Below are 22,645 nucleotides of genomic sequence, written 5' to 3'. Positions count from 1 at the left end.
AGGCCGGGGTAGACTTGTTGTATTGGATATCGAGACGATATTACTGTGCTGGAGGTGGCGATGTGGGAGCCGTATCGCTTGCCGGCGCGTCAGTCGTCGGAGCATTCGTCTCGTTTGCTGCTGAAGGATCGGCTACACCATCCGCAAAAAGTTTCGAACGGTCAAATGCCGGTGCATCGGTCAGCTGTTGTTTGGTTGCCTTGATGACCAGCCATTTTTTGCCGTCACTGCGCGTTGCGAGCTGCAACTGGTCCGGGCTTACTGCAACGTCCTTTTCACCGATGCCAAGAAAACCACCCACACCGATCACTGCAGCCTCAATTTCACCTTCGGGGCTGACGATGAGGTCATTCAGCTTGCCGACGGTTTGTGCGTCGGCCGCGTCACTTTCATAGACGTTCTGGCCTATGAAAGAGGAGACGAGAAGCTGGCCTTCTTTGGGTTCAAGAAAACCGACCTTGTTGGTCTCACCCGATGTGGGATTGCCAAACATGTCCTTGGATGAAACCGGCATCTCTTCTGCGGCAGCCGGTGGCTCGGCAGGGGCGGGCGCAGGCGCGGTTGTCTGAGCATAAGCTGCGCTGCCAACCAGCAATGCGCACGTCGTCAGAAGTGTAGTCCTGAACATAACTATCTCCTTTATACGTTCGGTTGCTTAGGATGAACGTCGGAATAGTCAGTTCGTTCCGAGTTTCATTAAATGTTACATGAGGCCATACGATTACAATCGGTGTGCAACTTGTCTTTCTATAGACACAAAATACAGAAAAGCCCGCACCAGGCGGGCCTTTCTTACCCGCTTTTATATCAGCTAATCTTAGCTACAGCCGCTCGTTGCGCCACAAGTGTCACACTTCAGGCAAGTGCCATTACGAACCATGGTAAAGTTCTGGCACTCGGTGCAGCTATCGCCCGTATAGCCCTGCATCATTGACTTGATGCGGCGATCAGCTTCCAGCCTCTTGGCGGCATTTGCACTTTCGGCCCGAGCTGAGGCAGCATCCGCTGCAGCCTTATCCGAGAAAAGTTCGGTGGCCGATGAACTTTCCTGCTGTTGCGCTGGAGCAGGCTGTTCCTCGAACTCGCGCTTGAACGCCGTCGCACCGTCCGTCACCAGACCGATCGTTGCCGGGCGGTGGTTGCCCGTCGGAGCGGTCGACTTCAAGGTTGTGACATTGGAAGCCTGCGGTGCAGAATTCGTAGATCCCTTGGCTTCGTTACCCGAGTTCGTCACCAGCGTAGGCTTGTAACCGCGCGTCCAGCCGGTCGAAACCAGATTGGTCTTGCCTTCCTTTATACCCTTGCCGAGCGCGGTATTGCCGAAATCGCTTGTATCGACATGGGCGAGGTCATTGCGACCGAGATAGGACACGGCCAGTTCGCGGAAGACATAGTCGATGATCGACGTTGCGGTCTTGATGGCATCGTTGCCGATGACCATGCCAGCCGGTTCGAATTTCGTGAAAGTGAAAGCTTCCACATATTCTTCGAGTGGCACGCCATATTGCAAACCGAGCGATACGGCGATGGCGAAGTTGTTCATCATCGCACGGAAAGCAGCGCCTTCCTTATGCATGTCGATGAAGATTTCGCCGAGGCGTCCGTCACCGAATTCACCGGTGCGCAGATAGACCTTGTGTCCACCGACGACTGCCTTCTGGGTATAACCCTGACGACGGTTCGGCAGCTTATCGCGCTCATGCACGATCTTCTCAACAACCTTCTCGACGATGCGTTCCGTTACCTGAACGGCACGAGCAGCTGCCGGTGCTTCGATCAGCGCTTCAACTGCATCATCGTCGTCTTCATCATCCGCAATAAGCGCGGCATTGAGCGGCTGCGAAAGCTTGGAACCGTCACGGTAAAGCGCGTTAGCCTTAAGAGCCAGCTTCCAGGACAGCATATAGGCGTTCTTGCAGTCTTCGACGGTTGCGTCATTCGGCATGTTGATCGTCTTGGAGATCGCACCCGAAATGAACGGCTGCGCCGCAGCCATCATGCGGATATGGCTATCCACCGACAAGTAACGCTTGCCGATCTTGCCGCACGGATTGGCGCAATCGAACACCGCGTAGTGCTCTTCCTTAAGGAACGGCGCACCTTCGAGGGTCATCGCGCCGCAAACGTGGATGTTGGCAGCTTCGATGTCCTTCTTGGAGAAACCCAGCGTCGGCAACATTTCAAACGAGAAGTCGTTCAGCTGTTCGTCGGTGAGCTTCAGCACGTCCTTGCAGAAATCTTCGCCCAGCGTCCACTTGTTGAAAGCGAACTTGATGTCGAAGGCGCTCTTGAGCGCTGCATTCAGTGCTTCGATCTTCTCATCGGTGAAACCCTTGGATTTCAGCGACGAAGGATTGATGCCTGGAGCCTGATTGATGTTGCCGTGACCGACAGCATAGGCTTCGATTTCGGCGATCTGGCTTTCCGAATAACCGAGCGTACGGAGTGCTTCCGGTACGGCACGGTTGATGATCTTGAAGTAACCGCCACCGGCCAGCTTCTTGAACTTCACCAGTGCAAAATCAGGTTCGATGCCGGTCGTGTCACAGTCCATGACGAGGCCGATTGTACCAGTCGGCGCGATGACAGTGGACTGTGCATTGCGGTAGCCGTGCTTTTCGCCAAGTTCCAGCGCCTTGTCCCAGGCCGCGCGGGCATGGGCGATCAGATCCTGGTCCGGGCAATCCTCGGCAATCAGCGCCACCGGATTAACGGCGAGGCCTTCATAACCTTCTGTCTTGCCATGGGCGGCCAGACGATGGTTGCGAATGACGCGCAGCATATGCCCGGCGTTTGGCTCATAGCTTGGGAAGGTTCCGAGTTCCTTTGCCATTTCGGCAGAGGTCGCATAGGCCACACCGGTCATGATAGCCGTCAGCGCGCCGCAGATTGCACGGCCTTCGTCGGAGTCATAAGGAATACCGGAAGTCATCAGCAGGCCGCCAATATTGGCGTAGCCGAGACCGAGTGTACGGTATTCGTAGGACAGGCGAGCGATTTCCTTTGAAGGGAACTGCGCCATCATCACCGAAATTTCGAGAACGATGGTCCAAAGGCGTGCCGTATGTTCATAGGCCGCGATATCGAACGAACCGTCCTTGTTGCGATATGTGAGCAGGTTGATCGACGCCAGGTTACAAGCCGTATCGTCGAGGAACATATATTCCGAGCACGGATTGGAGGCGCGAATCGGACCGGCAGCCGGGCAGGTGTGCCAGTCATTCATGGTCGTGTTGTAGTGCAGTCCCGGATCGGCGGACGCCCATGCGGCATAACCAATCTTTTCCCAGAGATCGCGCGCCTTCAACGTCTTCATGACGCGACCGTCGCGACGAGCCGTCAGGTCCCAGTCGCCGTCGTTTTCGACCGCGCGCAGGAATTCGTCTTTCAGCGAGACGGAATTGTTGGAATTCTGGCCTGAAACGGTGAGATAGGCTTCCGAATCCCAGTCTGTATCATAGGTCTTGAACTGAATGTCGGTGTAGCCCTGACGCGCGAACTGGATCACGCGCTTGACGTAGTTTTCCGGAACCTGATTCTTCTTCGCGGCCTTGATTTCGCGCTTCAGGGCAGGGTTCTTCGAAGGGTCGAAGCAATCATCATTATCGGCTTCGCAGTTGACGCAAGCCTTCATGATGGCAGTCAGATGCTGCTTGACGATCTTGGAGCCGGTGACAAGCGAAGCAACCTTCTGCTCTTCCTTCACCTTCCAGTCGATATATTCCTCGATATCCGGGTGATCGATGTCGACCACCACCATCTTGGCGGCGCGGCGGGTCGTGCCACCCGACTTGATGGCACCCGCAGCGCGGTCGCCGATCTTGAGGAAGCTCATCAGGCCGGAGGACTTGCCGCCGCCGGAAAGCTTTTCACCTTCGCCGCGCAGATAGCTGAAATTGGAACCTGTGCCGGAACCATATTTGAACAGACGGGCTTCGCGGACCCACAGATCCATGATGCCACCTTCATTGACGAGATCGTCGCCAACGGACTGGATAAAGCAGGCATGCGGCTGTGGATGTTCGTAGGCCGACTTGGACTTAGTCAGTTTACCGGTCTGCCAGTCGACATAGAAATGGCCCTGGCCAGGACCATCGATACCATAGGCCCAGTGGAGACCTGTATTGAACCATTGCGGGCTGTTCGGCGCCACGCGCTGGGTCGCGAGCATATAGGCAAGCTCGTCGCGGAAGGCGAGGGCATCTTCTTCAGACGCGAAATAGCCGCCCTTCCAGCCCCAGTACGTCCAGGTACCGGCGAGACGATCAAAAACCTGGCAGGCATCCATTTCGGAGCCGTAGCGTTCGTTTTCAGGCAGTTTGGCAAGTGCCTCCTCGTCGGCGACCGAGCGCCATAGCCACGAAGGAACGTCGTTTTCCTCGACCTTCTTCAGCTGCGCGGGAACGCCAGCCTTGCGGAAATATTTCTGCGCGAGAATGTCAGCGGCAACCTGGCTGAACTGCGCGGGTACATTGATGTTTTCGAGGCGGAATACGATGGATCCATCGGGATTCTTGATCTCGCTGGTCGCAGTCCGGAACGCGATGTCCGCATAGGCCGACTGATTCTCTTTCGTGAAACGGCGTTCGATCTTCATCTGTCCCATCCAAACGTTCTATATATAGTAGCTCTAGTGACGGTTTTCAGCCACGGCCTGTCTGTATCGCGTCTCTGTCAAAACTGCTCTTCTGCGAGGAGGAGCGTCTTGTTGGGGAGAAAACTCCCGAAAATCCGCTTCTGCTTCATCTAGAGTTCACGAAAAAACGCCTCAGGGGAGCCCAATTGCAACCTTGCTGGCACTATCGCGGTCCAAAATCAGCAGAACGGAAAATACCTTATCTTGTACGAAGCATGAGCGCAAATACTAAATCTAGTGTTAACGCTGTTTCTGCTTGATGCTGCATCTGCTGCCTCAGAGAAGGTTGAGCCCAGAATCTGGACGCGAAAAAGCACCGAGCGACAACCACACTTTCAAAGCGTAACGCCCGTTCGATACTCAACTTGACCGAAAAAAAGATCGGCAGATTACAACACCCGATCACGTTACTTCCGCAACGATAGCCTCATAAAAAACGACTCGGCTTCGAGCGTCAAGCAATGGTTTGCTGCAACGCTTAAGCATCTAGATATTGTGCGTAACCGCATGGGGCAAATGTGGATAACGGGGAGAAGCGATGCTTTTATGAACCAAGCCGGCTATATGGTTTTGCGAGTTGAGGCCGGCGCTTCTATCGCCAGCCTAGGGGATAAAACCAGCAGCATCCACCACCTAAAAGGGGAAATCTCCGTAATACGACGACGATCCAGAGCTATATTGCGCAACAAGCGGGCAGCATGCAGTCTACTCGGCAGCTGCGGCGATCCCCGAATCACCAAATTGATTCAATATCTGCTTTAGTTCTGTCTCTTCGACACGCTTGGCCGCTTCCTGGGGCGACACCCATTCGCAGATGCGCTGATCCCGTTCAGGCCAGTCTTTCTCCTGCCCGGTGAACTGGACCGCGAATACCGCTGCCGTGAACTGGTTTATGCGTTCGGGTGGAAGGTCCGTCTTGCAGTAGCAGAAGCTACCGATCGGGATCGGAGAAATCTCACCACGAATGCCAGCTTCTTCATATGCTTCACGAAGTGCGGTTTCCGCAAGCGTACGCCCGACCTGTGGCCACCCCTTCGGTATGATCCAGCGGCCCGTTCCGCGACTTGTGATGACAAGAACCTTGAGAGAGCCCATATCGCGACGATAAACAAGCGCTGCAACCTGCTGCAAACGACCGGAAGGCGTCAAAATACGCTTCTCGGTTGCAATCAGTTGTTTTACTTGCGACTTCACCGCGAAAATCCCCTTTTTCTTTATAACATGATCCGATTCGCCAAAATAACAACTGGTTAGTTAGGCCGCAGACCTTTGAGAATATCTAAAAAAATCTTTTATTTTAAAGGTATTACTGAAATTTCGGGGTAGGAATAGCAGCTTTGAAAATGCAATCCGCCCTTAACCGGCGTTAATTCGATACGTTTTCCATAAGACGCGATTGCGGCGGAAATATCACCGCAATCGCGTTCGTTTGCTTTCGTTTTGTGGTATTTGAGCTGGCGGGTGGAAGACCGCATCAGGTTTACCTGAGGCACAACTGATGGGTTGCCACTTCAATCTGACTAGGTCGGACTTCAGCCGCGCTTATCGCCTGCGATCGGCTCCTGATAAGTGAAACCCATATCCCAAGGGAAGTAGATCCAGGTGTCCTGAGACACTTCCGTTACGAAGGTATCGATCAGCGGACGACCTTTGGGCTTGGCATAAACGGTAGCGAAATGTGCCTTTGGCATCATTTCGCGAACGATGGCTGCGGTCTTGCCGGTATCAGTGAGATCGTCAACGACGATGACGCCTTCTCCGCCGTTGTCCAGCAATGTCTCACTTACACCCTTGAGAACCTGCATCTCGCCCTGCGACGTGTAATCATGATAGGAAGCGATGCAGACAGTTTCGATGAGGCGAATGCCAAGCTCACGGCAAACGATGGCAGCAGGGACCAGACCGCCGCGAGTGATGGCGACAATTGCGTGCCATTCACGACCCATGCCGGAAATCCGCCAGGCGAGGGCGCGGGCATCGCGGTGGAACTGATCCCAGGAAACGGGAAAGGCTTTATCTGGCAAGGACATCGAAACGCTCCGTGGAACGATCCGGAGTTCGTTCTCCGGACCTTTAGAAACCAAAAATGCGCTGTGACGGATTGCCAAGCGCTGTAACTGTCAGGATCTGCAGCTTTTCTTCATCCGTGCCCATTTCAGGCGGGCGGCGGGAGAGGAAAAGGCTCTCCACCCGGCACAGTCAGCGCCGGGTGATGCTGATAACCGCAAAAATGGTGTTCTTGCAAGCGTGTCGTGTCATCAGATGGCAGTTGTGGGCCAGTTGTCGGATCAAACTGGCTTTAATCGTGTCTTCTAACGCGAGAAAAGCGTGAGAATGGGAAGCTCGTTCAACATGGAGCGCGTTACACCACCAAAGACCAGCTCTCGCAGCCGGGAATGACTGTAAGCGCCCATCACAAGAAGATCGGCGCGTTCCGCGATGATATGTTCCCGCAACGCATCCTGCGCATAGCGTCCGTTGGATGCGATAGCCGTAGGAGTTACGTTAATGCCATGCCGCGATATTGACTCTGCAATATCATGGCTCGCCAGAGCTTGATCCTCCCCTTCGATTTCCGGCGGATCAATCCAAACGATTTCCGTTCTGTCCGCATGTTTCATCAAGGGCAGGGCGTCAAAAGCGGCTCGGGCTGCTTCCCGCTTGCCATTAAAGGCAACGACGATGCGGTCAAGTGAAACCATCTGCAGTACAGGCGCATAGGGAACCAGCAAAACGGGACAGCTCGAATTGAAGACTATCGTATCGGCGGTTTCGTCATTGGTGGCAGGGTCGTCCGGATCGGGTTGCCCGGCGACCAGCAGCTCGGCTCCAAGACATGCAGTGAGCACTCCGTCTGCAGCTGTGCCCGTTTCCGAGCGTGTGATGCGATACTCATAGCCGATGCCCTGGCGACGCATCTCTTCCTCAAAGACATGTTTCAGTCTTTCGGAAAGTTCCTTGTGCTGCTTGTCATGCAGTTCGAACATTCCCGGATCTATGAAGCCGTTAGGATCGGCATAAACGATGGGGGAAGGGATTGAATATAGCCCGATGACATGAATGTCCGGCACCTTCTGCTTCAAAAGTCCAACGGCGGACACGACCCGTTTCAACTCGGATTCACTGCGAGAATAGGCAACCACCGTCTTGTAGGACATGACCGAACTCCTTCCAGCTGTGTTTCTATTTTAGCATATAGTGCAACGAGTTGCGCGGGCAAAAGGTTGCAGAGGATTAAGCAGCCCCTTCAGTCTCGAGCGACGAGATCATTTTTTCGATTGCAAGGATTGCTATATCGATTTTTTCAGGATCGCTTCCGCGTACGACGAGTTCAGTGCTGAAACGTCCATTCTCGAATTTCGGATAGGAGCCGATGATCGTGTCGGGGTTTTCTTTCTGGATTTCCGTCAGAGGAGCGCCGATCACACCCTCGCCAAAAGGACAAAATACTGATCTGGACAGAAGTTTGCGGCCCGTCTTCAATGTGGGCAGCACATTGTCGAGCATCGCCTGAAAGACGGACGGCACGCCCGCCATCACATAGACATTGCCGATATGAAAACCGGGAGCAGCGGAGATGGGGTTCGCTATATGCTCCGAACCTTGCGGCATGCGCGCCATGCGCTTGCGTGAGTCGGTGAATTCCAGTCCGCGCTTTGCATAATTGTCGCCGAGCAGCTTCATGGCTTTCTCGTCATAGATGCATGGGACGCCAAAGGCTGCGGAAACCGCATCGGCGGTAATGTCATCATGGGTAGGGCCTATCCCGCCTGACGTGAAGACATAGTCATAATGCGGCCTCAATGCATCGAGAGCCGCTACGATGGCCGCTTCCTCGTCCGGAACGATCCGCACTTCCTTGAGATCAATGCCTGCTGCTGTCAGGACGTCAGCCAGATGCCCGATATTCTTATCCTTGGTGCGGCCCGAGAGAAGCTCGTCGCCAATTGCCAGCATGGCGGCTTTGACGGCTTGCTGCGGATTGTTGGTCATATCCAGACTCCATTTCTGACATCAGTTAAGCGCCGGCAGGACGAGGCTGCAACTGCTTTATTTCAGCATTTCTTCCGTTTGCGAGAAGTTGTGTCTTTCCAAAGGAGGTCACCCCCCTAATTGATCCTGTCGAGGTTGAGCCTCACAAAACGGGATATGGAGACGTCACATGGTTAAAGTGCTGGTGCTGTATTATTCGGCCTATGGTCACATGGAACAAATGGCCAAGGCCGCCGCTAAAGGCGCGCGCGAAGGCGGTGCGGAGGTTACCATCAAGCGGGTTCCCGAGTTGGTACCGCCCGATGTCGCGAAAGCCTCGCATTATAAGGTTGACCAAGATGCACCAATCGCCACGCCAGCTGAGCTTGCGGATTACGACGCCATTATCATCGGTACCGCCACCCGCTACGGCATGATGGCGGCCCAGATGAAGAATTTTCTCGACCAAACCGGCGGACTTTGGGCAAAGGGCGCGCTCATCAACAAGGTGGGATCGGCGATAGTTTCAACAGCCACCCAGCATGGTGGGGCGGAACTGGCGCTTATTTCCACGCAGTGGCAGATGCAGCATCACGGTATGATTATCGTCCCGCTTTCCTATGCTTACCAAGGGCAGATGGGTAACGATGTGGTGCGCGGCGGTGCTCCTTATGGGATGACGACAACCGCCGATGGTGATGGTTCTCGCCAGCCTTCGGAACAGGAACTGGACGGAGCCAGATTCCAGGGTAAACGCGTTGCGGAAATAGCAGAGAAGCTTCACGGTTGATTGCGTTTCAAATAGAGAAGCCGCTATCTGATAGCGGCTTTCCAACTTGTTTATGATGCCGCGTTGGCCTGCTCCGCCTTATCCGGCGCTGCATTGTGATAAGTTACCTGCGGATAGGGAATATTAATCCCGGCTTTGTCGAATGACGTTTTCACGGCTTTCACCGTATTCCATGAAACTTTCATGTAATCTGCACTATTGATCCAATACCGACAGCACAGGATGACCGAACTGTCGGCCAGTTCCGATACAAAGTAGACTGGTTCCGGTTTTGCAAGAACGCCTTTCTGTGCCTCGACAATCTCCTTGATGATGGACAAGGCTTGGCCAATATCGTCCTCGTATCCAATCCCAACCTTGAAATCATGCATCCGAGATTTCATCCTGCTGTAATTGGTGACAGGCGTATTCCACAGCGTAGAATTGGGCGCAAGGATGTACAGTCCATCGTAAGTCTTCAGCTCGGTGGCAAAAAGGCCAATTTCCTGCACGGTCCCAACAACTGTTCCGGTGCTGATGTATTCGCCAACGCGAAATGGTCTGAGAACCAGAAGCATAATGCCGGCAGCAATGTTTTGCAGTGTGCCCTGAAGGGCGAGACCGATCGCAAGACCGATTGCTCCAAGGGCAGCGAGAATGGAAGCGGTCTGGACGCCGAATTGTCCGAGGACCATTACCAAAATGACAATCAGCACGGCATATCGAACCATCGTTCCGAAAAAGCCAATGAGTGTCGGGTCGAAACCGCGAATTTTTGATAGCGACTGTATCGTCCATTTCTGAAGGATTCCGGCCAGTATCCAGCCGACACAAAGGATAATCAGCGCCCCCAGTGTGGAGACCGAATATCGTATGAGAAGGTCGTAGATCTGGAGAACGAATGCGTTGGTATTTGCGATAATCTGTGTGGCTTGCTCTTCCATTGTTCCGTCTGCATCTGTTTCGATAAGGGGAAGACAGGAGGATAGGGCAGCAAACCGCCAAGACGAGGTTGTCCGAGACCGATAAGGGAAAAACAGAGGCAAAAAAGGAAAGATGGTGCGGTCGGCGGGACTTGAACCCGCAAGTCTAAAAGACGACGGATTTTAAGTCCGTTGCGTATACCAATTTCGCCACGACCGCAGCAACTGCCATTGTCTATGTCATGATTTGTATCATGAATTCAAGCCACAAAGCCTGCTAACATCAACAGTTAGCATTGCCGAATATATGCTTACTCTAAATCGTTGAATTAACGGCCTGACCAGCTTCAACCTTGTCTGCATTGTCAAACCCATGTAGCGATGGGCAAAATCCCGCAGGAAATGCAGAAAGTCGAATAATGACCGCCTTCGTCAAATCCGTATCTCAGGCCGAAAAGGCAATGCGCGCGCTGTTTCCCGAAACGCCGCTGCAGCTCAACGATTACCTGTCGCGGAAATACGGCGCGGAAATTTGGCTGAAGCGCGAAGACCTGACGCCTGTCCGTTCCTACAAGATTCGCGGTGCCTTCAATTTCATTTCCAAGGCGGTCGAAACAACCGACAAGAATGTAGTGTTCGTTTGCGCTTCCGCAGGCAATCATGCGCAGGGCTTTGCATTTGTCTGCCGCCATTTTGGCCGCAAGGGCGTCGTGTTCATGCCGGTTACAACGCCGCAGCAGAAAATTGACAAGACCCGCGCTTTTGGCGGCGAATTCATCGAAATCAAGCTGGTGGGCGATATTTTCGACGTTTGCTATGCCGCCTCGCAGGAATTTGCCGCAAGCCATAAGGGCGTGATGGTGCCACCTTTTGATCATCCCGGCATTGTCGAAGGACAGGCCACGGTAGCGCTGGAGATCGAACGGCAATTGCCGGAAGGGAAGAAGCCCGACTTTATCCTGCTGCCTGTCGGTGGCGGCGGGCTGTCCGGCGGCGTTACACAATATGTTTCCGATCGCGGTTGGAAGACGAGTTTCCGCTTTATCGAACCACAGGGCGCGGCGAGCCTGAAAGGCAGCCTTGAGGCAGGCAAGCGTATCAAGCTCGCCCATGTCGACAATTTCGTCGATGGCGCGGCTGTTGCCGAGATCGGCAAGGAAAACTTCAAGCTTCTCAAAGGCTTTGATCCGAAAACTGTCATAACGGTTCCGGAAAACCGGCTTTGCGCGACCATCATCGAGATGCTCAATATCGAGGGTGTCGTGCTTGAACCTGCGGGCGCACTCGGCATCGATGCGCTGAAGGATTTCAAGAAGAGCGATATCAAGGGTAAGCGGGTTGTCATCGTCGTTTCAGGTGGCAACTTCGATTTCGAACGCCTGCCGGACGTTCGTGAACGTGCGCTTCGCTTCGAAGGCCTGAAGAAATATTTCATCTTCCGCTTTCCGCAGAGGCCGGGCGCGCTGCGCTCGTTCCTCGATCTTCTGGGACCGGAAGATGATATCGCGCGTTTCGAATATCTGAAGAAATCAGCGCGCAATTTCGGTTCTGTGCTGATTGGCATCGAAACGAAAAACGCGTCAAACTTCAAGCTTCTGGAAAAGAAATTCGCAGAAGCGGGCTGGGCCTATCAGGACATCACGGACAATCAGGTACTTGCTGATTTCATCATCTGATTTCGGTGGTTTAAGCAAAATCGGTTGCTTTTTCGGTGAAAACACCCCATATGCCGCGTCAGGCGCATGGGCCGACGTGTTCGTCGGCTTTCCCGGCATTGGACTTGTTGCGTCTCGCCTCTGTCTTCCGGAATGGTCCGGAAGCGGGGAGACCCGAGAAAATGTTCGGGCACGGCAGCGCAAGTCGCCAGGAGTTTACAAACTTCGGCGTCCCGTCGTTATCATTGAACAGATAGAGTTCGGCAAGTTGCGCTTGACCGGCATTTGGATGCGGACCATGACATCATGGTGCCGCCGAAAGAGATTGAATTGACAAAAGAAATTACGGGCGGCTTTGCCGCTCTCGGCGTTACCGGCATTTTGCTCAAGGGCGTCGAAGCCGCTGGCATGACCGAGCCGAAGCCTATCCAGTTGCAGGCGATTCCACACCAGCTTGAAGGTCGCGATATTCTTGGTATTGCGCAGACGGGCTCCGGCAAGACTGCGGCTTTCAGCCTGCCTATCCTGCAGAAAATCATCGGCCTCGGCGACAAGCGCCGTCCGAAGACGGCACGCGCTTTGATCCTGGCGCCGACGCGTGAACTTGCCGTGCAGATCGAACAGACAATCCGCAATGTTTCCAAACACGCGCATATCTCGACGGCACTTGTTCTTGGCGGCGTTTCCAAACTGTCGCAGATCAAGCGTATCGCGCCGGGCATCGACGTTCTGATCGCCACGCCCGGCCGTCTGACCGATCTGATGCGTGACGGTTTGGTAGACCTTTCACAGACGCGCTGGCTCGTTCTCGACGAGGCTGACCGTATGCTGGACATGGGCTTCATCAACGACGTGAAGCGCATCGCAAAAGCGACCCATTCCGATCGTCAGACCGCATTGTTTTCGGCAACAATGCCGAAGGAAATCGCATCGCTGGCTGGAAGCCTGCTGCGTGACCCGGTTCGCGTGGAAGTTGCTCCGCAGGGAACGACGGCTGCAGAAATTACGCAGGTCGTCCATCCCGTGCACACCAAGGAGAAGCGTCGTCTTCTTTCGGCACTGCTGGGTGACAAGGCCATGCGTTCGGTCATCGTCTTCACCCGTACGAAGCACGGTGCCGATGCAGTCGTCCGTCATCTGGAACGCGATGGCTATGAAGTTGCCGCCATCCACGGCAACAAGTCGCAGAATGCACGTCAGCGCGCGCTGAACGGATTCCGTGATGGATCGCTGCGGATTTTGATAGCAACCGACATTGCTGCACGCGGCATCGACGTGCCGGGTATCAGCCACGTCGTGAACTACGATCTGCCAGATGAGCCCGAAACCTATGTGCATCGTATCGGACGCACTGGCCGTAATGGCGCCAGCGGCGCATCGATTACGCTCTACGACCCGGCAGCGGAAGAATCCAAGCTGAAAGCGGTCGAGCGTGTGACGCGCAATAAGCTTCCGATCAAAGATGCACCTGTGGAGCTTGCGCCGGCTCCAGCTCCGCGAGCCGCTACTCCGGGCGAGCGTCCGCAGAAGACCGGGCATCGTAAAGGCGGAATGCCACAGAAGCCGCGCCGCGCCGCGCCGAAGGCTGGGGAACATCGCGGAAGCGCTCACGCGAGCGGTGAAGGTGCTCCGAAAGCGAAGCGTCCGTTCCGCCGCAAGCGTCGCAATGCCAATGGCAATGGCGGACAGCGCGCAGCATAAGCTGCTCACCTCAAACATTTTTCCAAAAAGCCGCCCATTTCGGGCGGCTTTTCTATTTATAGCCGCAAAACGGGTTTCGATTTGCGTATCGGACAGGAAAAATATTCCATGCTTGCTTGAAGGGCAGGGCGCTTCCTCATAACTTCCTCTGCGAAACAGGAAGGACGTAAGCCATGTTCCAATCGGTGCTCGACGCTATCGGCAATACGCCATTGATCCATTTGAAGAAAGCGTCCGAGCTGACTGGCTGCGCAATTTACGGCAAGGCTGAGTTTCTCAATCCCGGCCAATCGGTGAAGGATCGGGCAGCGCTCAATATTATTCGTGATGCCGAAAAGCGCGGGCTTCTGAAACCCGGCGGTGTCATCGTTGAAGGCACGGCTGGCAATACCGGCATTGGACTCACTATGGTCGCGAAAGCACTTGGCTATCGCACCGTTATCGTTATTCCCGAAACGCAGAGTCAGGAAAAGAAGGACGCCCTGCGTCTGCTTGGCGCGGAACTGATCGAAGTTCCAGCTGCACCCTATCGAAACCCGAACAATTATGTGCGTCTGTCCGGACGCCTGGCCGAACAACTGGCAAAGACCGAGCCTAATGGTGCGGTATGGGCTAACCAGTTCGACAATCCGATCAACCGGCAAGCCCATATCGAAACAACGGCAAAGGAAATCTGGCGCGATACCGATGGCAAGGTCGATGGGTTTGTCGCCGCTGTCGGATCGGGTGGAACGCTTGTCGGCACAGCATTTGGCCTGAAGGACCACAATGCCGGTATCAAGGTCGCACTTGCCGATCCCTATGGAGCCGCACTCCATTCCTTCTATACGACAGGCGAACTGAAAGCCGAGGGCGACTCGATCACCGAAGGCATAGGGCAGGGCCGCATCACCGCCAATCTTGAGGGCTTCACGCCCGATTTCTCCTACCGCCTTTCTGACGCGGAGGCGCTCGATATCGTGTTCGATCTCGTGGAAAATGAGGGGCTTTGCCTTGGTGGTTCCTCAGGCATCAATATTGCAGGCGCAATCCGGCTTGCAAAAGATCTCGGGCCGGGCCACACAATTGTGACGGTGCTTTGCGACTATGGTAATCGTTACCAGTCCAAGCTGTTCAACCCTGCCTTTCTGCGTGGCAAGAACCTGCCCGTACCCGGATGGCTGGAGAAGAAGACCGAGATAGACATACCGTTCGAGGGATAATCATGGCATACGAGACCGAAGCGCTTTTCCGCGAAGATTCCTATCTTTCAACGGCGGAGGGCACGGTGCTCGCCATGACCGACACCGGCGGGATCATTCTCGACCAGACGAATTTTTATGCGACCTCCGGCGGCCAGCCGGGGGATATCGGTTTTTTTGAGCGCGCTGACGGTTCCCGCATCGAGATAGCGGCGACTGTCACCGGCGAAAACAAGAACGAAATCATTCATGTTCCGGCAGAAGGGCAGGCTGCTCCCACAATCGGCGAAAAGCTGGTCCTGCATGTCGACTGGCCGCGTCGCTACAAGCTGATGCGTATGCACACGGCCTGTCACCTGCTTTCCGTGGTCTGCCCGTTCCCGATCACCGGCGCAGCCGTGGGGGAGGATGAAAGCCGCGTTGATTTTGACCTTCCCGACCCGACCTACACCAAGGAATTCGTGACCGAAAAGTTGATGGAGCGCGTCAACGCCAATGACGCGGTTGCCATTCGCTGGATTAGCGATGAAGAGTTCCTTGCAAATCCTGATATCGTAAAGTCGAAGAATGTGCGCCCGCCGGTAGGCCTTGGCCGCATACGCCTTGTCCTGATTGGTGAAAACGGCGTGGTGGATTCGCAACCTTGCGGCGGCACGCACGTTTCCGAGACACAGGAAGTGGGTGAAATCCACATCGGCAAGATCGAAAAGAAGGGCAAGGAGAACCGCCGCTTCCGCATTCGGTTCGGTGCCTTGCCAGAAGCTTAGTTTTCGTTTTTCGCATGTTTCCGTCTTTGGAGGCGCATGCTGCAGGAGTGACCCATGGTTGAAAAAAGCGCTTTCGTTGTTTCGCGGGACTGGTTGAAAGAACGGCTTGGCAAGCCCGGCATCGCGATTGTCGATGCTTCCTGGTATCTTCCCACCGCTGGGCGCGACGGCGAGGGCGAATACAACGCCGCGCATATTCCGGGCGCTGTTTTTTTCGATCAGGACAAGATCGCCGACAAGGAGTCCGGTCTGCCGCACACGCTGCCCTCGCCTGAGCTTTTCGCCCAGCATGTCGGTGCAATGGGCATCACCGCCGATGAAACAGTCGTTGTCTATGACGGGCCGGGCATGTTTTCCGCGCCGCGCGTCTGGTGGATGTTCCGGGTTATGGGCGTGAAGAACGTCTATGTTCTCAATGGCGGCTTCGACAGATGGAAAAAGGCCGGTTATCCGGTGACTGATGAGCCGACGAAGATTGCATCCACGCTGTTCACGCCATCCTTCAACGAGAAGGCAGTGGTCGATTTTGTGGAGATGCGCGAAATCGTGGATGAACGCCGCTCGCAGATCGCCGATGCGCGTGCAGCCGGACGCTTCACCGGACGTGACGCGGAACCGCGTGCCGGTATGCGCTCCGGCCATATGCCCGGTGCGCGCAACGTGCCTGTCGGCACTTTATCTGAAAACGGTGAATTGAAGGATATTGCTAGCCTGCGCAGGATTTTTGATGAGGCCGGTGTCGATCTTTCCAGGCCGGTGGTGACAAGTTGCGGGTCGGGCGTCACCGCCGCTGTCATCACGCTGGCATTGACGTCGCTCGGCCACACGGATAACCGTCTTTACGATGGTTCCTGGAGCGAATGGGGTAGTAGGCAGGATACGTCCGTCGTGACCGGTGAAGCCGAATAAGCATGTCCGAAAAACTGACTGCCCGCATCACGCATCTGGAAATGTCGACCCGTCAGGCCGTTGCTGTGCCGGTACCTTCCGGTATCCGCCTGGCAATCATGCGCGCAGGCGATATGCCCGTCCACTATTACCGCTATCTCTATGAACGGGTTGGCCGCAAACATCACTGGATGATGCGGCGTGTTCAGACGGATGTTGAGGTGGCGGCTGCGATTCATGCCGATACGACCGAAATTCACATCCTCTATGCAGAGGGCTGCCCGGCAGGTTTTGTCGAACTTGACCTCTCGGCTTTGCCGGAAGCTGCCGAGATCGTCTATTTCGGCCTTATCGATGACTTTCAGGGACGAGGGCTCGGCAAATTCTTCCTGAGTGAAGCCATTTCCGCGGCCTGGGCGCATATGCCGGAAAAGGTAACGATCCACACCAATACGCTCGACAGCCCGCGCGCATTGCAGCTCTATCAGAAGATGGGATTTGTGCCGGTTGGATGGTCCGAAGAGGTCATCGAACCCTGGAAATGAAGTCGGCGCTATCCGCGCGCTACTTCACGAGCACTTGCGATCGAGACGACAGACGCGCTGGCCAGGCGCCCACTTTCCTCATCGAAGACCACACAATTGCGTCCGCGCTGCTTGGCCATATAAAGGCAGCGGTCTGCGCGGCTGAGTACTTGCGAGTTCGTCTCGTTTTTCGGTGCAGATGCAACACCGATACTGATCGTCAACGGATAGACTTGGTACTCGGTGGTGTGAAACGGCGTGTTTTCCACTTCCGCGCGTATGCGCTGTGCAACGCGCATACCGGTTTCTCCACTGGCCCCCGGCAGAAAAACGCAGAATTCCTCTCCACCGATGCGTCCGACGAGGTCACCTTTTCGGGTTACATTTTGAAGCGCGAATGCGATCAGTTTCAAGGCGCGATCGCCAACGCCATGGCCGAACGTGTCGTTGATCGCCTTGAAGTGATCTGCGTCGACGACGAGCAATGTCCCGGTCTCAATACGGGAGCGGCTGATCTTCATAGCCTCGAAAAGCGCCTCGCGATTGAGAAGACCAGTCATGTGATCGATTCGCGAGCGTGCCTGCAGTTCGACATGCGCTTTCTCGAGCTGGAGATATGCATCTCTCAGCTTGCTGTGCTGATGAAAAATATAGGCAAGGGATGGGAACGCCGTAGCCATGGGGATGCCTGCGCTTAGAGTAAGTGCAACGACGCCCGGGCTTACGCCAGCGGAATAAGCCGCTATCGATGTCGCTCCTACCGAGAACAGTACGACAGACAGCGTTATCAATGCTGCTTTCAAAAGAGCAGTCTTCTTCATGCCCTCGCACTCCCAACCCTGAGTGAGGATGATCAACGACCCCGCCTGAACCCCAGATGAACGGGCTCTATTTTGCGGGCCTTATAAAAGGAACGCCTGAGAGGGGAAAGGTATCACCATGCGCCTCCTACAATTTTTTGTTTATGAGTGCCATTAATGACACAATCATAGGTAGCATGATGGTTATATGTTACGAGAAAATGTAATTAAGCACAACTATGTTTAAAAGAAACGCCTCAAGAAGACATAAATCATAACTATCTAATATAAATCAGGAATTGCCTTCAGCAAGGCATTATAAAGAATCCCGGAGCGGCGAGGGACCTGACACTCCGGGATTTTGGCCGGTATTGTGGCTGTTGATGGCTTGAATCAGAAGACCGCCAAGTATTTCAGAAGCGAAATGATGCCGATGATGATCACGATAACTTGAGCGATCTGTTTGACCTTGGCATCCAGAGGCAGCATGTTGATGAGGTAAAGTACGAGGAAGATAACAAGAATTGTTATCAGAAGGCTGATGAGGATGGACATAGGCGGTCTGATCCTTCCCGGAACTTGGGGTTGCGTTGCTTAACCGGCGACCGTTCCTCCGCGCCGCCCGATTGAGCCCGTTCAAACCGGAAGGAAGAGCAGGGCTCTTGCAACCGGCACATCGTCTCCAATCCAAAAACAATGTGCTGGTCAACGTCTCAAGGAAAAGAAGGTTCCGCTTTATAAGCAAGAACTTAAATCAAGCTGGCACCAGGCAGCGCAGGACCTTCCAGATAATCAACTGCGCATGCTGCCCGTCTCGCGGCGGCGATGATGCCAGCTGAAAGCCTCTTCGATCAGGTGAGGCGTGTGTCCGCCACGCGCGCATGCACGGTCGAAATAATCGTTGAGCTGTGGGCGATAATCCGGATGTGCGCAGTTATCAATGATGACACGTGCGCGTTCGCGCGGGGCGAGGCCACGCAGGTCGGCGAGACCTTGTTCAGTGACAAGAATATCCACGTCGTGTTCGTTGTGGTCAACATGCGTAACCATCGGAACGACAGACGATATGGCGCCGTTCTTGGCTTCGGATTTGGTGACAAAGATTGAGATAAAGGCGTTACGGGCAAAGTCGCCTGAACCACCGATCCCGTTCATCATATGTGTGCCGTCAACATGCGTGGAGTTCACATTGCCGTAAATGTCGAATTCCAGCGCGGTATTGATGCCGATAATGCCGAGACGGCGGATGACTTCCGGGTGGTTGCTGATTTCCTGCGGGCGCAGAATGAGCTTGTCCCGGTAACGGTCGATATTATTAAAGACACGCTCTCCGCAGGCGGGGCTGAGCGTGATCGATGATCCGGATGCAAAGTCGAGCTTTCCGGCATCGAAGAGATCGAAAGTGCTGTCCTGCAGTACTTCGCTATACATACGCAGATTGTGGAACGGGCTATCGGCAAAACCGTTCAATACGGCATTGGCAATGGTGCCGATACCGGCCTGAAGCGGGTTGAGTGTCAGGTCGAGACGTCCGGCAGTCACTTCCTGCATCAGAAATTCGATCAGATGGCCCGCAATGGCTATCGTTTCGCCGTCGGCCGGTTCCACGGTCGATGCGCTATCATTTTCCTGCGTGATGACGATGCCTGCGATCTTTTCCGGCGGAATGGGAATGTAGGGCAGGCCGACGTGGCTGTCGCATGCCGTGACCGGTATCGGATCGCGGGAAGGGCGCTTCGTTGGGATATAGATGTCGTGCAGACCTTCAAGGGCCATGGGCTGGTTGAGATTTACCTCAACGATCACCTTTTCAGCCAGAATGGCAAAACTTGCCGAGTTGCCGATCGATGTCGTGGGAATGATCCCTCCGCTTTCGGTAATGGCAAGAGCCTCGACTACGGCGTAATCAATCGGACCTATCTGGTTCGAGCGCAACTGCTCGACAGTTTCGGAAAGATGCTGGTCTATGAACATCACTTCGCCGCGATTGATGGCGGCACGCAGAGTTCTGTCGACCTGAAATGGCATTCGCCTTGAGAGCACATGGGCTTCGGTGAGAAGCTTGTCGACGTCGTGACCGAGCGATGCACCAGTAATCAGCGTGATCTTGAAGGGATCCGTTGCAGCACGGGCGGCCATGGCAACTGGCACAGCCTTGGCGTCACCGGCGCGGGTAAATCCACTCATGCCAACGATCATGCCGTCATGGATAAGACTCGCGGCTTGTTCCGCGGTAATGATCTTGTTCCGAAGCGAAGTGTTTCGAATACGTGCTTCCAGCATCTTTAAATCTACCTTCCTTCCCATCCGGGCCGTCCCATTCGGGTTTGAGCCGGAAATGGCGCTCGCCGTCTCGAAAGCAAGATACTGCTACCGACCATTTGCGAAATACGCCGTCGCTCGGGTAATAGCGCATATGAACCGTCAGCACACGCATGCTTTGGTCTTAGATACCAAGACGGATTGCCCTGATACGGAGTGTATTTCTCACGCCGTACGATTCTTCGAAATGATTGAAATCAACAATGCAAAGCGGGCTGGTGCACGGTCCAGTTGGCATGAAGAGCAGGATATAAAGGGCTGATGCTCGATGATACATATTGATCGCATAAGATAGATTATGGAACTATCCGATATCAGTCCGGCTTTGAGTATGCCAAACTTATGCGTAGCTGAACTTCTTCAAGGCTCGATGTGTGCCCTGAATTGGCAGCCGAAGATACTAGTGTGGCGAATCCGAAAATCGCCTCACTCGGGAGCAAGATTTTGTACAAATTTCGGATTCAAATCCACCACACTAGCGGTGTCGAGCGATATAGAGATGTCCCGGAACTGGCGATCCTTGTTCGCTGCGCACGACAATATCTTCACAACGCACGCAGTCCATTCCGTGATTGTCGAGCATTGCTCGGACATAGGATTGTGCGTGCGCAAAGCGCTGATAGTCACCAACCATGAATGCGCGCCCGGCCAGTCGCGTATCGTCGAGCGTCTCGCTGGAAAAGCCGAAATGTCCGCCCGACGACAGATGTGCGGCTACACCTGCGAAGAACTTGTCGAGTTCGCCCATATAAGGCAGAACATCCGTGGCAATGATCAGATCCCAATCCGGTTCGTCGGTGGTTTCAAGGAAACGCACGGCCTCACCAACGAATAGCGCCTGATAATCGCCTTTCTCGTAGGCCACTTCGATCATGTTCTCGGAAATATCGACGCCGGTTTTATGTTCAGCCATGTCATCGAGTGCATCGGCGGACAGCCCCGTACCGCACCCCAGATCGAGCATGCGTTCTGCGAAAAACGCTTCATTCATCTCAAGAAGCATTTCGCGCAGCTGCAATGGAACGTCGTAACCGAGCTGATCAACGAGGATCGTATCGAACATTTCTGCATGCTGGTCGAAAAGTGTAGAAACATAGGCATCCGGAGCCTTGAGCGGAACCGCGCCGCGTCCCATGCTGGCAAGCCGCACGGCAGCGCCGCCGTGATCCTCGGGATCGATCCGCAGCACATCTTCATAGGCCTTGGCAGCAGCGTCGAAATCGCCGGCTTTTTCCAGCGCAAGCGCCCGGTTATAGGCTTCTGCAAGCGCTTCCTGATCGAAAGCCGCCTTGTCGTTCTCAGCCATAAAGGTAGGCCCTTCTTCTGTCCGTGTCACTCGTTAGGTTCGGCATGTAACTATTTGTAAAATCAGAATTTAGTTCAAAGAACATTCGATAGCGTAGGGCAGGAAGAATGTCCCTGCCCGTTTCCTACGCTTATCCGGTAAACCTCGCAAGCGGTTCCGCTCTGATCGGAAAACCTTGCCTATTCCGCAGCAGCAGCGACGCGCTCCTCATGCCCTTTGTGATCAGCAAGTTTTCGGGCAATCACGGCGCAAGCCATAAGCTGAATCTGATGAAAAAGCATCAAGGGCAGAACGATGCTGCCGACATTTGCACCAGCGAAAATCGCGCTTGCCATCGGTGCACCGCTGGCGAGGCTCTTTTTCGACCCGCAGAACATAATCGTTATGCGGTCCGGACGGTTGAAACCGAGCCATTTACTGCCGTACCAGGTGGCGAGCAGTATGGCGACCAGCAGGATAATATTGACGCCGACCATCATGCCGAGATCATCCCACGAAACGGTACGCCATAGGCCTTCGACCACGGCTTCGCTGAAGGCCAGATAAACCACCATCAGGATCGAGCCGCGATCAACAAAGCCGAGTGCCTTGCTATGGCGGCGCATGAAATTGCCGATCCATGGCTGGAGAATCTGTCCAAGAACGAATGGTGCGAGCAGTTGCAACAGGATGGATTCCAGTGCGTCGATCGATATTCCGCCGCCGCCTTTGACAGCGAACAACAGGCCTACCAGAAGCGGTGTGAGAAACATGCCAAAAATGTTCGATGCTGACGCCGATACGATTGCGGCTGAGACATTGCCGCCTGCAATTGATGTGAAGGCGATGGACGACTGGACAGTCGAAGGCAAAACGCAAAGAAAGAGAATGCCTGTGTAGAAAGCTGATTGCGACAATCCCGGAATGGACCAGCCTGCGGCCAGGCCGAGGATCGGAAACAGGATGAACGTCGAGGAAAGGACTACCAGATGGAGTCTCCAATGCGTTATGCCTGCAACCACAGCCTCACGCGACAGCCGGGCCCCATGCAGGAAGAACAAAAGCCCGACCGCGAATTTCGTCGCCAGTGCGAACCAATCTGCAAATTCACCGTGCACGGGAAGCACCGACGCAATCAAAATGGTCACGATCAGCATGCTTGTGAATTTGTCAGGCAGGAAACGCATCATATCGTCCAATCTTGCAGGCATCGCGGAACGCG

At 54.5% G+C, this 22,645-nt stretch carries 19 protein-coding genes and 1 tRNA gene; 7 read left to right on the top strand and 13 right to left on the bottom strand.

Annotation, left to right across the window (positions count from 1 at the left end; all coding sequences use genetic code 11):
- Window positions 1-40 precede the first annotated feature (40 nt).
- The 6 genes from JNC70_RS10650 to JNC70_RS10625 form a co-directional block, all read right to left on the bottom strand.
- Window positions 41-628 carry a PRC-barrel domain-containing protein gene (locus tag JNC70_RS10650; protein WP_104756274.1) on the bottom strand — a complete coding sequence of 196 codons (588 nt, stop codon included), beginning with the start codon at window positions 626-628 and terminating at the stop codon, window positions 41-43.
- 189 nt (window positions 629-817) lie between these two features.
- Window positions 818-4,597, bottom strand: a complete 3,780-nt coding sequence (locus JNC70_RS10645; protein WP_104756421.1) for a vitamin B12-dependent ribonucleotide reductase — start codon at window positions 4,595-4,597, stop codon at window positions 818-820.
- Window positions 4,598-5,341: 744 nt separating this feature from the next.
- Window positions 5,342-5,830 (bottom strand): NUDIX hydrolase, encoded by a 489-nt coding sequence (locus JNC70_RS10640; RefSeq protein WP_104756272.1) that lies wholly within the window; start codon window positions 5,828-5,830, stop codon window positions 5,342-5,344.
- Window positions 5,831-6,168: 338 nt separating this feature from the next.
- Window positions 6,169-6,666 (bottom strand): xanthine phosphoribosyltransferase, encoded by a 498-nt coding sequence (gene gpt / locus JNC70_RS10635; RefSeq protein WP_104756271.1) that lies wholly within the window; start codon window positions 6,664-6,666, stop codon window positions 6,169-6,171.
- A gap of 282 nt (window positions 6,667-6,948) precedes the next feature.
- On the bottom strand, window positions 6,949-7,794 hold the full coding sequence (locus JNC70_RS10630; protein ID WP_104756270.1) for a universal stress protein: 846 nt from the start codon (window positions 7,792-7,794) through the stop codon (window positions 6,949-6,951).
- Window positions 7,795-7,870: 76 nt separating this feature from the next.
- The gene (locus tag JNC70_RS10625) at window positions 7,871-8,629 is read right to left on the bottom strand and encodes a competence/damage-inducible protein A (RefSeq protein WP_104756269.1); all 759 of its coding nucleotides are present in this window, start codon (window positions 8,627-8,629) and stop codon (window positions 7,871-7,873) included.
- 169 nt (window positions 8,630-8,798) lie between these two features.
- Here JNC70_RS10625 and wrbA point away from each other — a divergent pair, with 169 nt between their 5' ends.
- The gene (gene wrbA / locus JNC70_RS10620; protein ID WP_104756268.1) at window positions 8,799-9,398 is read left to right on the top strand and encodes an NAD(P)H:quinone oxidoreductase type IV; all 600 of its coding nucleotides are present in this window, start codon (window positions 8,799-8,801) and stop codon (window positions 9,396-9,398) included.
- 50 nt (window positions 9,399-9,448) lie between these two features.
- Here wrbA and JNC70_RS10615 read toward each other — a convergent pair whose 3' ends face one another.
- Window positions 9,449-10,321: a mechanosensitive ion channel family protein gene (locus JNC70_RS10615; protein WP_104756267.1), complete on the bottom strand. Its 873-nt coding sequence runs from the start codon at window positions 10,319-10,321 to the stop codon at window positions 9,449-9,451.
- 113 nt (window positions 10,322-10,434) lie between these two features.
- A tRNA-Leu gene (locus JNC70_RS10610) sits at window positions 10,435-10,520 on the bottom strand.
- 196 nt (window positions 10,521-10,716) lie between these two features.
- Here JNC70_RS10610 and ilvA point away from each other — a divergent pair.
- The 6 genes from ilvA (at window position 10,717) to JNC70_RS10580 (ending at window position 17,037) form a co-directional block, all read left to right on the top strand.
- Complete coding sequence (gene ilvA / locus JNC70_RS10605) at window positions 10,717-11,976, top strand: threonine ammonia-lyase IlvA (RefSeq protein ID WP_167394075.1); 1,260 nt, start codon at window positions 10,717-10,719, stop codon at window positions 11,974-11,976.
- A 285-nt stretch (window positions 11,977-12,261) separates the two neighbouring features.
- A complete protein-coding gene (locus tag JNC70_RS10600; RefSeq protein WP_208623468.1) occupies window positions 12,262-13,656 on the top strand; it encodes a DEAD/DEAH box helicase in 1,395 nt (464 codons plus the stop codon).
- Between the two features lie 173 nt (window positions 13,657-13,829).
- On the top strand, window positions 13,830-14,858 hold the full coding sequence (locus tag JNC70_RS10595; RefSeq protein WP_104756265.1) for a cysteine synthase A: 1,029 nt from the start codon (window positions 13,830-13,832) through the stop codon (window positions 14,856-14,858).
- A 2-nt stretch (window positions 14,859-14,860) separates the two neighbouring features.
- Window positions 14,861-15,604 carry an alanyl-tRNA editing protein gene (locus tag JNC70_RS10590; RefSeq protein WP_104756264.1) on the top strand — a complete coding sequence of 248 codons (744 nt, stop codon included), beginning with the start codon at window positions 14,861-14,863 and terminating at the stop codon, window positions 15,602-15,604.
- A gap of 54 nt (window positions 15,605-15,658) precedes the next feature.
- Window positions 15,659-16,513, top strand: a complete 855-nt coding sequence (gene sseA, locus JNC70_RS10585; protein ID WP_104756263.1) for a 3-mercaptopyruvate sulfurtransferase — start codon at window positions 15,659-15,661, stop codon at window positions 16,511-16,513.
- A gap of 2 nt (window positions 16,514-16,515) precedes the next feature.
- Window positions 16,516-17,037, top strand: a complete 522-nt coding sequence (locus JNC70_RS10580; RefSeq protein ID WP_104756262.1) for a GNAT family N-acetyltransferase — start codon at window positions 16,516-16,518, stop codon at window positions 17,035-17,037.
- Between the two features lie 8 nt (window positions 17,038-17,045).
- Here JNC70_RS10580 and JNC70_RS10575 read toward each other — a convergent pair whose 3' ends face one another.
- From JNC70_RS10575 to JNC70_RS10555, 5 genes are all read right to left on the bottom strand, one after another.
- Window positions 17,046-17,837, bottom strand: a complete 792-nt coding sequence (locus JNC70_RS10575) for a GGDEF domain-containing protein (RefSeq protein ID WP_104756261.1) — start codon at window positions 17,835-17,837, stop codon at window positions 17,046-17,048.
- A 372-nt stretch (window positions 17,838-18,209) separates the two neighbouring features.
- Window positions 18,210-18,371, bottom strand: a complete 162-nt coding sequence (locus tag JNC70_RS10570) for a Thivi_2564 family membrane protein (RefSeq protein WP_010660091.1) — start codon at window positions 18,369-18,371, stop codon at window positions 18,210-18,212.
- 237 nt (window positions 18,372-18,608) lie between these two features.
- Window positions 18,609-20,099: a succinyl-CoA:acetate CoA-transferase ScpC gene (gene scpC, locus JNC70_RS10565; protein WP_104756260.1), complete on the bottom strand. Its 1,491-nt coding sequence runs from the start codon at window positions 20,097-20,099 to the stop codon at window positions 18,609-18,611.
- 514 nt (window positions 20,100-20,613) lie between these two features.
- The gene (locus JNC70_RS10560) at window positions 20,614-21,444 is read right to left on the bottom strand and encodes a class I SAM-dependent methyltransferase (protein ID WP_104756258.1); all 831 of its coding nucleotides are present in this window, start codon (window positions 21,442-21,444) and stop codon (window positions 20,614-20,616) included.
- A gap of 179 nt (window positions 21,445-21,623) precedes the next feature.
- Window positions 21,624-22,610 (bottom strand): bile acid:sodium symporter family protein, encoded by a 987-nt coding sequence (locus tag JNC70_RS10555; RefSeq protein ID WP_104756419.1) that lies wholly within the window; start codon window positions 22,608-22,610, stop codon window positions 21,624-21,626.
- Window positions 22,611-22,645 lie beyond the last annotated feature (35 nt).

Source organism: Brucella oryzae (assembly GCF_041929965.1).
Classification (GTDB): domain Bacteria; phylum Pseudomonadota; class Alphaproteobacteria; order Rhizobiales; family Rhizobiaceae; genus Brucella; species Brucella oryzae.
The sequence above is the reverse complement of the archived record's forward strand: the minus strand, read 5'-3'. Positions and strand labels throughout refer to the sequence as shown.

What these genes read in the sequence shown, in the direction of transcription:
- wrbA (WP_104756268.1), top strand. Translation starts at nt 8,799, where the DNA reads ATGGTTAAAGTGCTGGTGCTGTATTATTCGGCCTATGGTCACATGGAA.
- JNC70_RS10600 (WP_208623468.1), top strand. Translation starts at nt 12,262, where the DNA reads ATGGTGCCGCCGAAAGAGATTGAATTGACAAAAGAAATTACGGGCGGC.
- JNC70_RS10645 (WP_104756421.1), bottom strand. Translation starts at nt 4,597, where the DNA reads ATGAAGATCGAACGCCGTTTCACGAAAGAGAATCAGTCGGCCTATGCG.
- JNC70_RS10560 (WP_104756258.1), bottom strand. Translation starts at nt 21,444, where the DNA reads ATGGCTGAGAACGACAAGGCGGCTTTCGATCAGGAAGCGCTTGCAGAA.
- JNC70_RS10650 (WP_104756274.1), bottom strand. Translation starts at nt 628, where the DNA reads ATGTTCAGGACTACACTTCTGACGACGTGCGCATTGCTGGTTGGCAGC.
- JNC70_RS10625 (WP_104756269.1), bottom strand. Translation starts at nt 8,629, where the DNA reads ATGACCAACAATCCGCAGCAAGCCGTCAAAGCCGCCATGCTGGCAATT.
- JNC70_RS10580 (WP_104756262.1), top strand. Translation starts at nt 16,516, where the DNA reads ATGTCCGAAAAACTGACTGCCCGCATCACGCATCTGGAAATGTCGACC.
- JNC70_RS10570 (WP_010660091.1), bottom strand. Translation starts at nt 18,371, where the DNA reads ATGTCCATCCTCATCAGCCTTCTGATAACAATTCTTGTTATCTTCCTC.
- gpt (WP_104756271.1), bottom strand. Translation starts at nt 6,666, where the DNA reads ATGTCCTTGCCAGATAAAGCCTTTCCCGTTTCCTGGGATCAGTTCCAC.
- JNC70_RS10595 (WP_104756265.1), top strand. Translation starts at nt 13,830, where the DNA reads ATGTTCCAATCGGTGCTCGACGCTATCGGCAATACGCCATTGATCCAT.
- scpC (WP_104756260.1), bottom strand. Translation starts at nt 20,099, where the DNA reads ATGCTGGAAGCACGTATTCGAAACACTTCGCTTCGGAACAAGATCATT.
- sseA (WP_104756263.1), top strand. Translation starts at nt 15,659, where the DNA reads ATGGTTGAAAAAAGCGCTTTCGTTGTTTCGCGGGACTGGTTGAAAGAA.
- JNC70_RS10555 (WP_104756419.1), bottom strand. Translation starts at nt 22,610, where the DNA reads ATGCGTTTCCTGCCTGACAAATTCACAAGCATGCTGATCGTGACCATT.
- JNC70_RS10590 (WP_104756264.1), top strand. Translation starts at nt 14,861, where the DNA reads ATGGCATACGAGACCGAAGCGCTTTTCCGCGAAGATTCCTATCTTTCA.
- JNC70_RS10575 (WP_104756261.1), bottom strand. Translation starts at nt 17,837, where the DNA reads ATGAAGAAGACTGCTCTTTTGAAAGCAGCATTGATAACGCTGTCTGTC.
- JNC70_RS10630 (WP_104756270.1), bottom strand. Translation starts at nt 7,794, where the DNA reads ATGTCCTACAAGACGGTGGTTGCCTATTCTCGCAGTGAATCCGAGTTG.
- JNC70_RS10615 (WP_104756267.1), bottom strand. Translation starts at nt 10,321, where the DNA reads ATGGAAGAGCAAGCCACACAGATTATCGCAAATACCAACGCATTCGTT.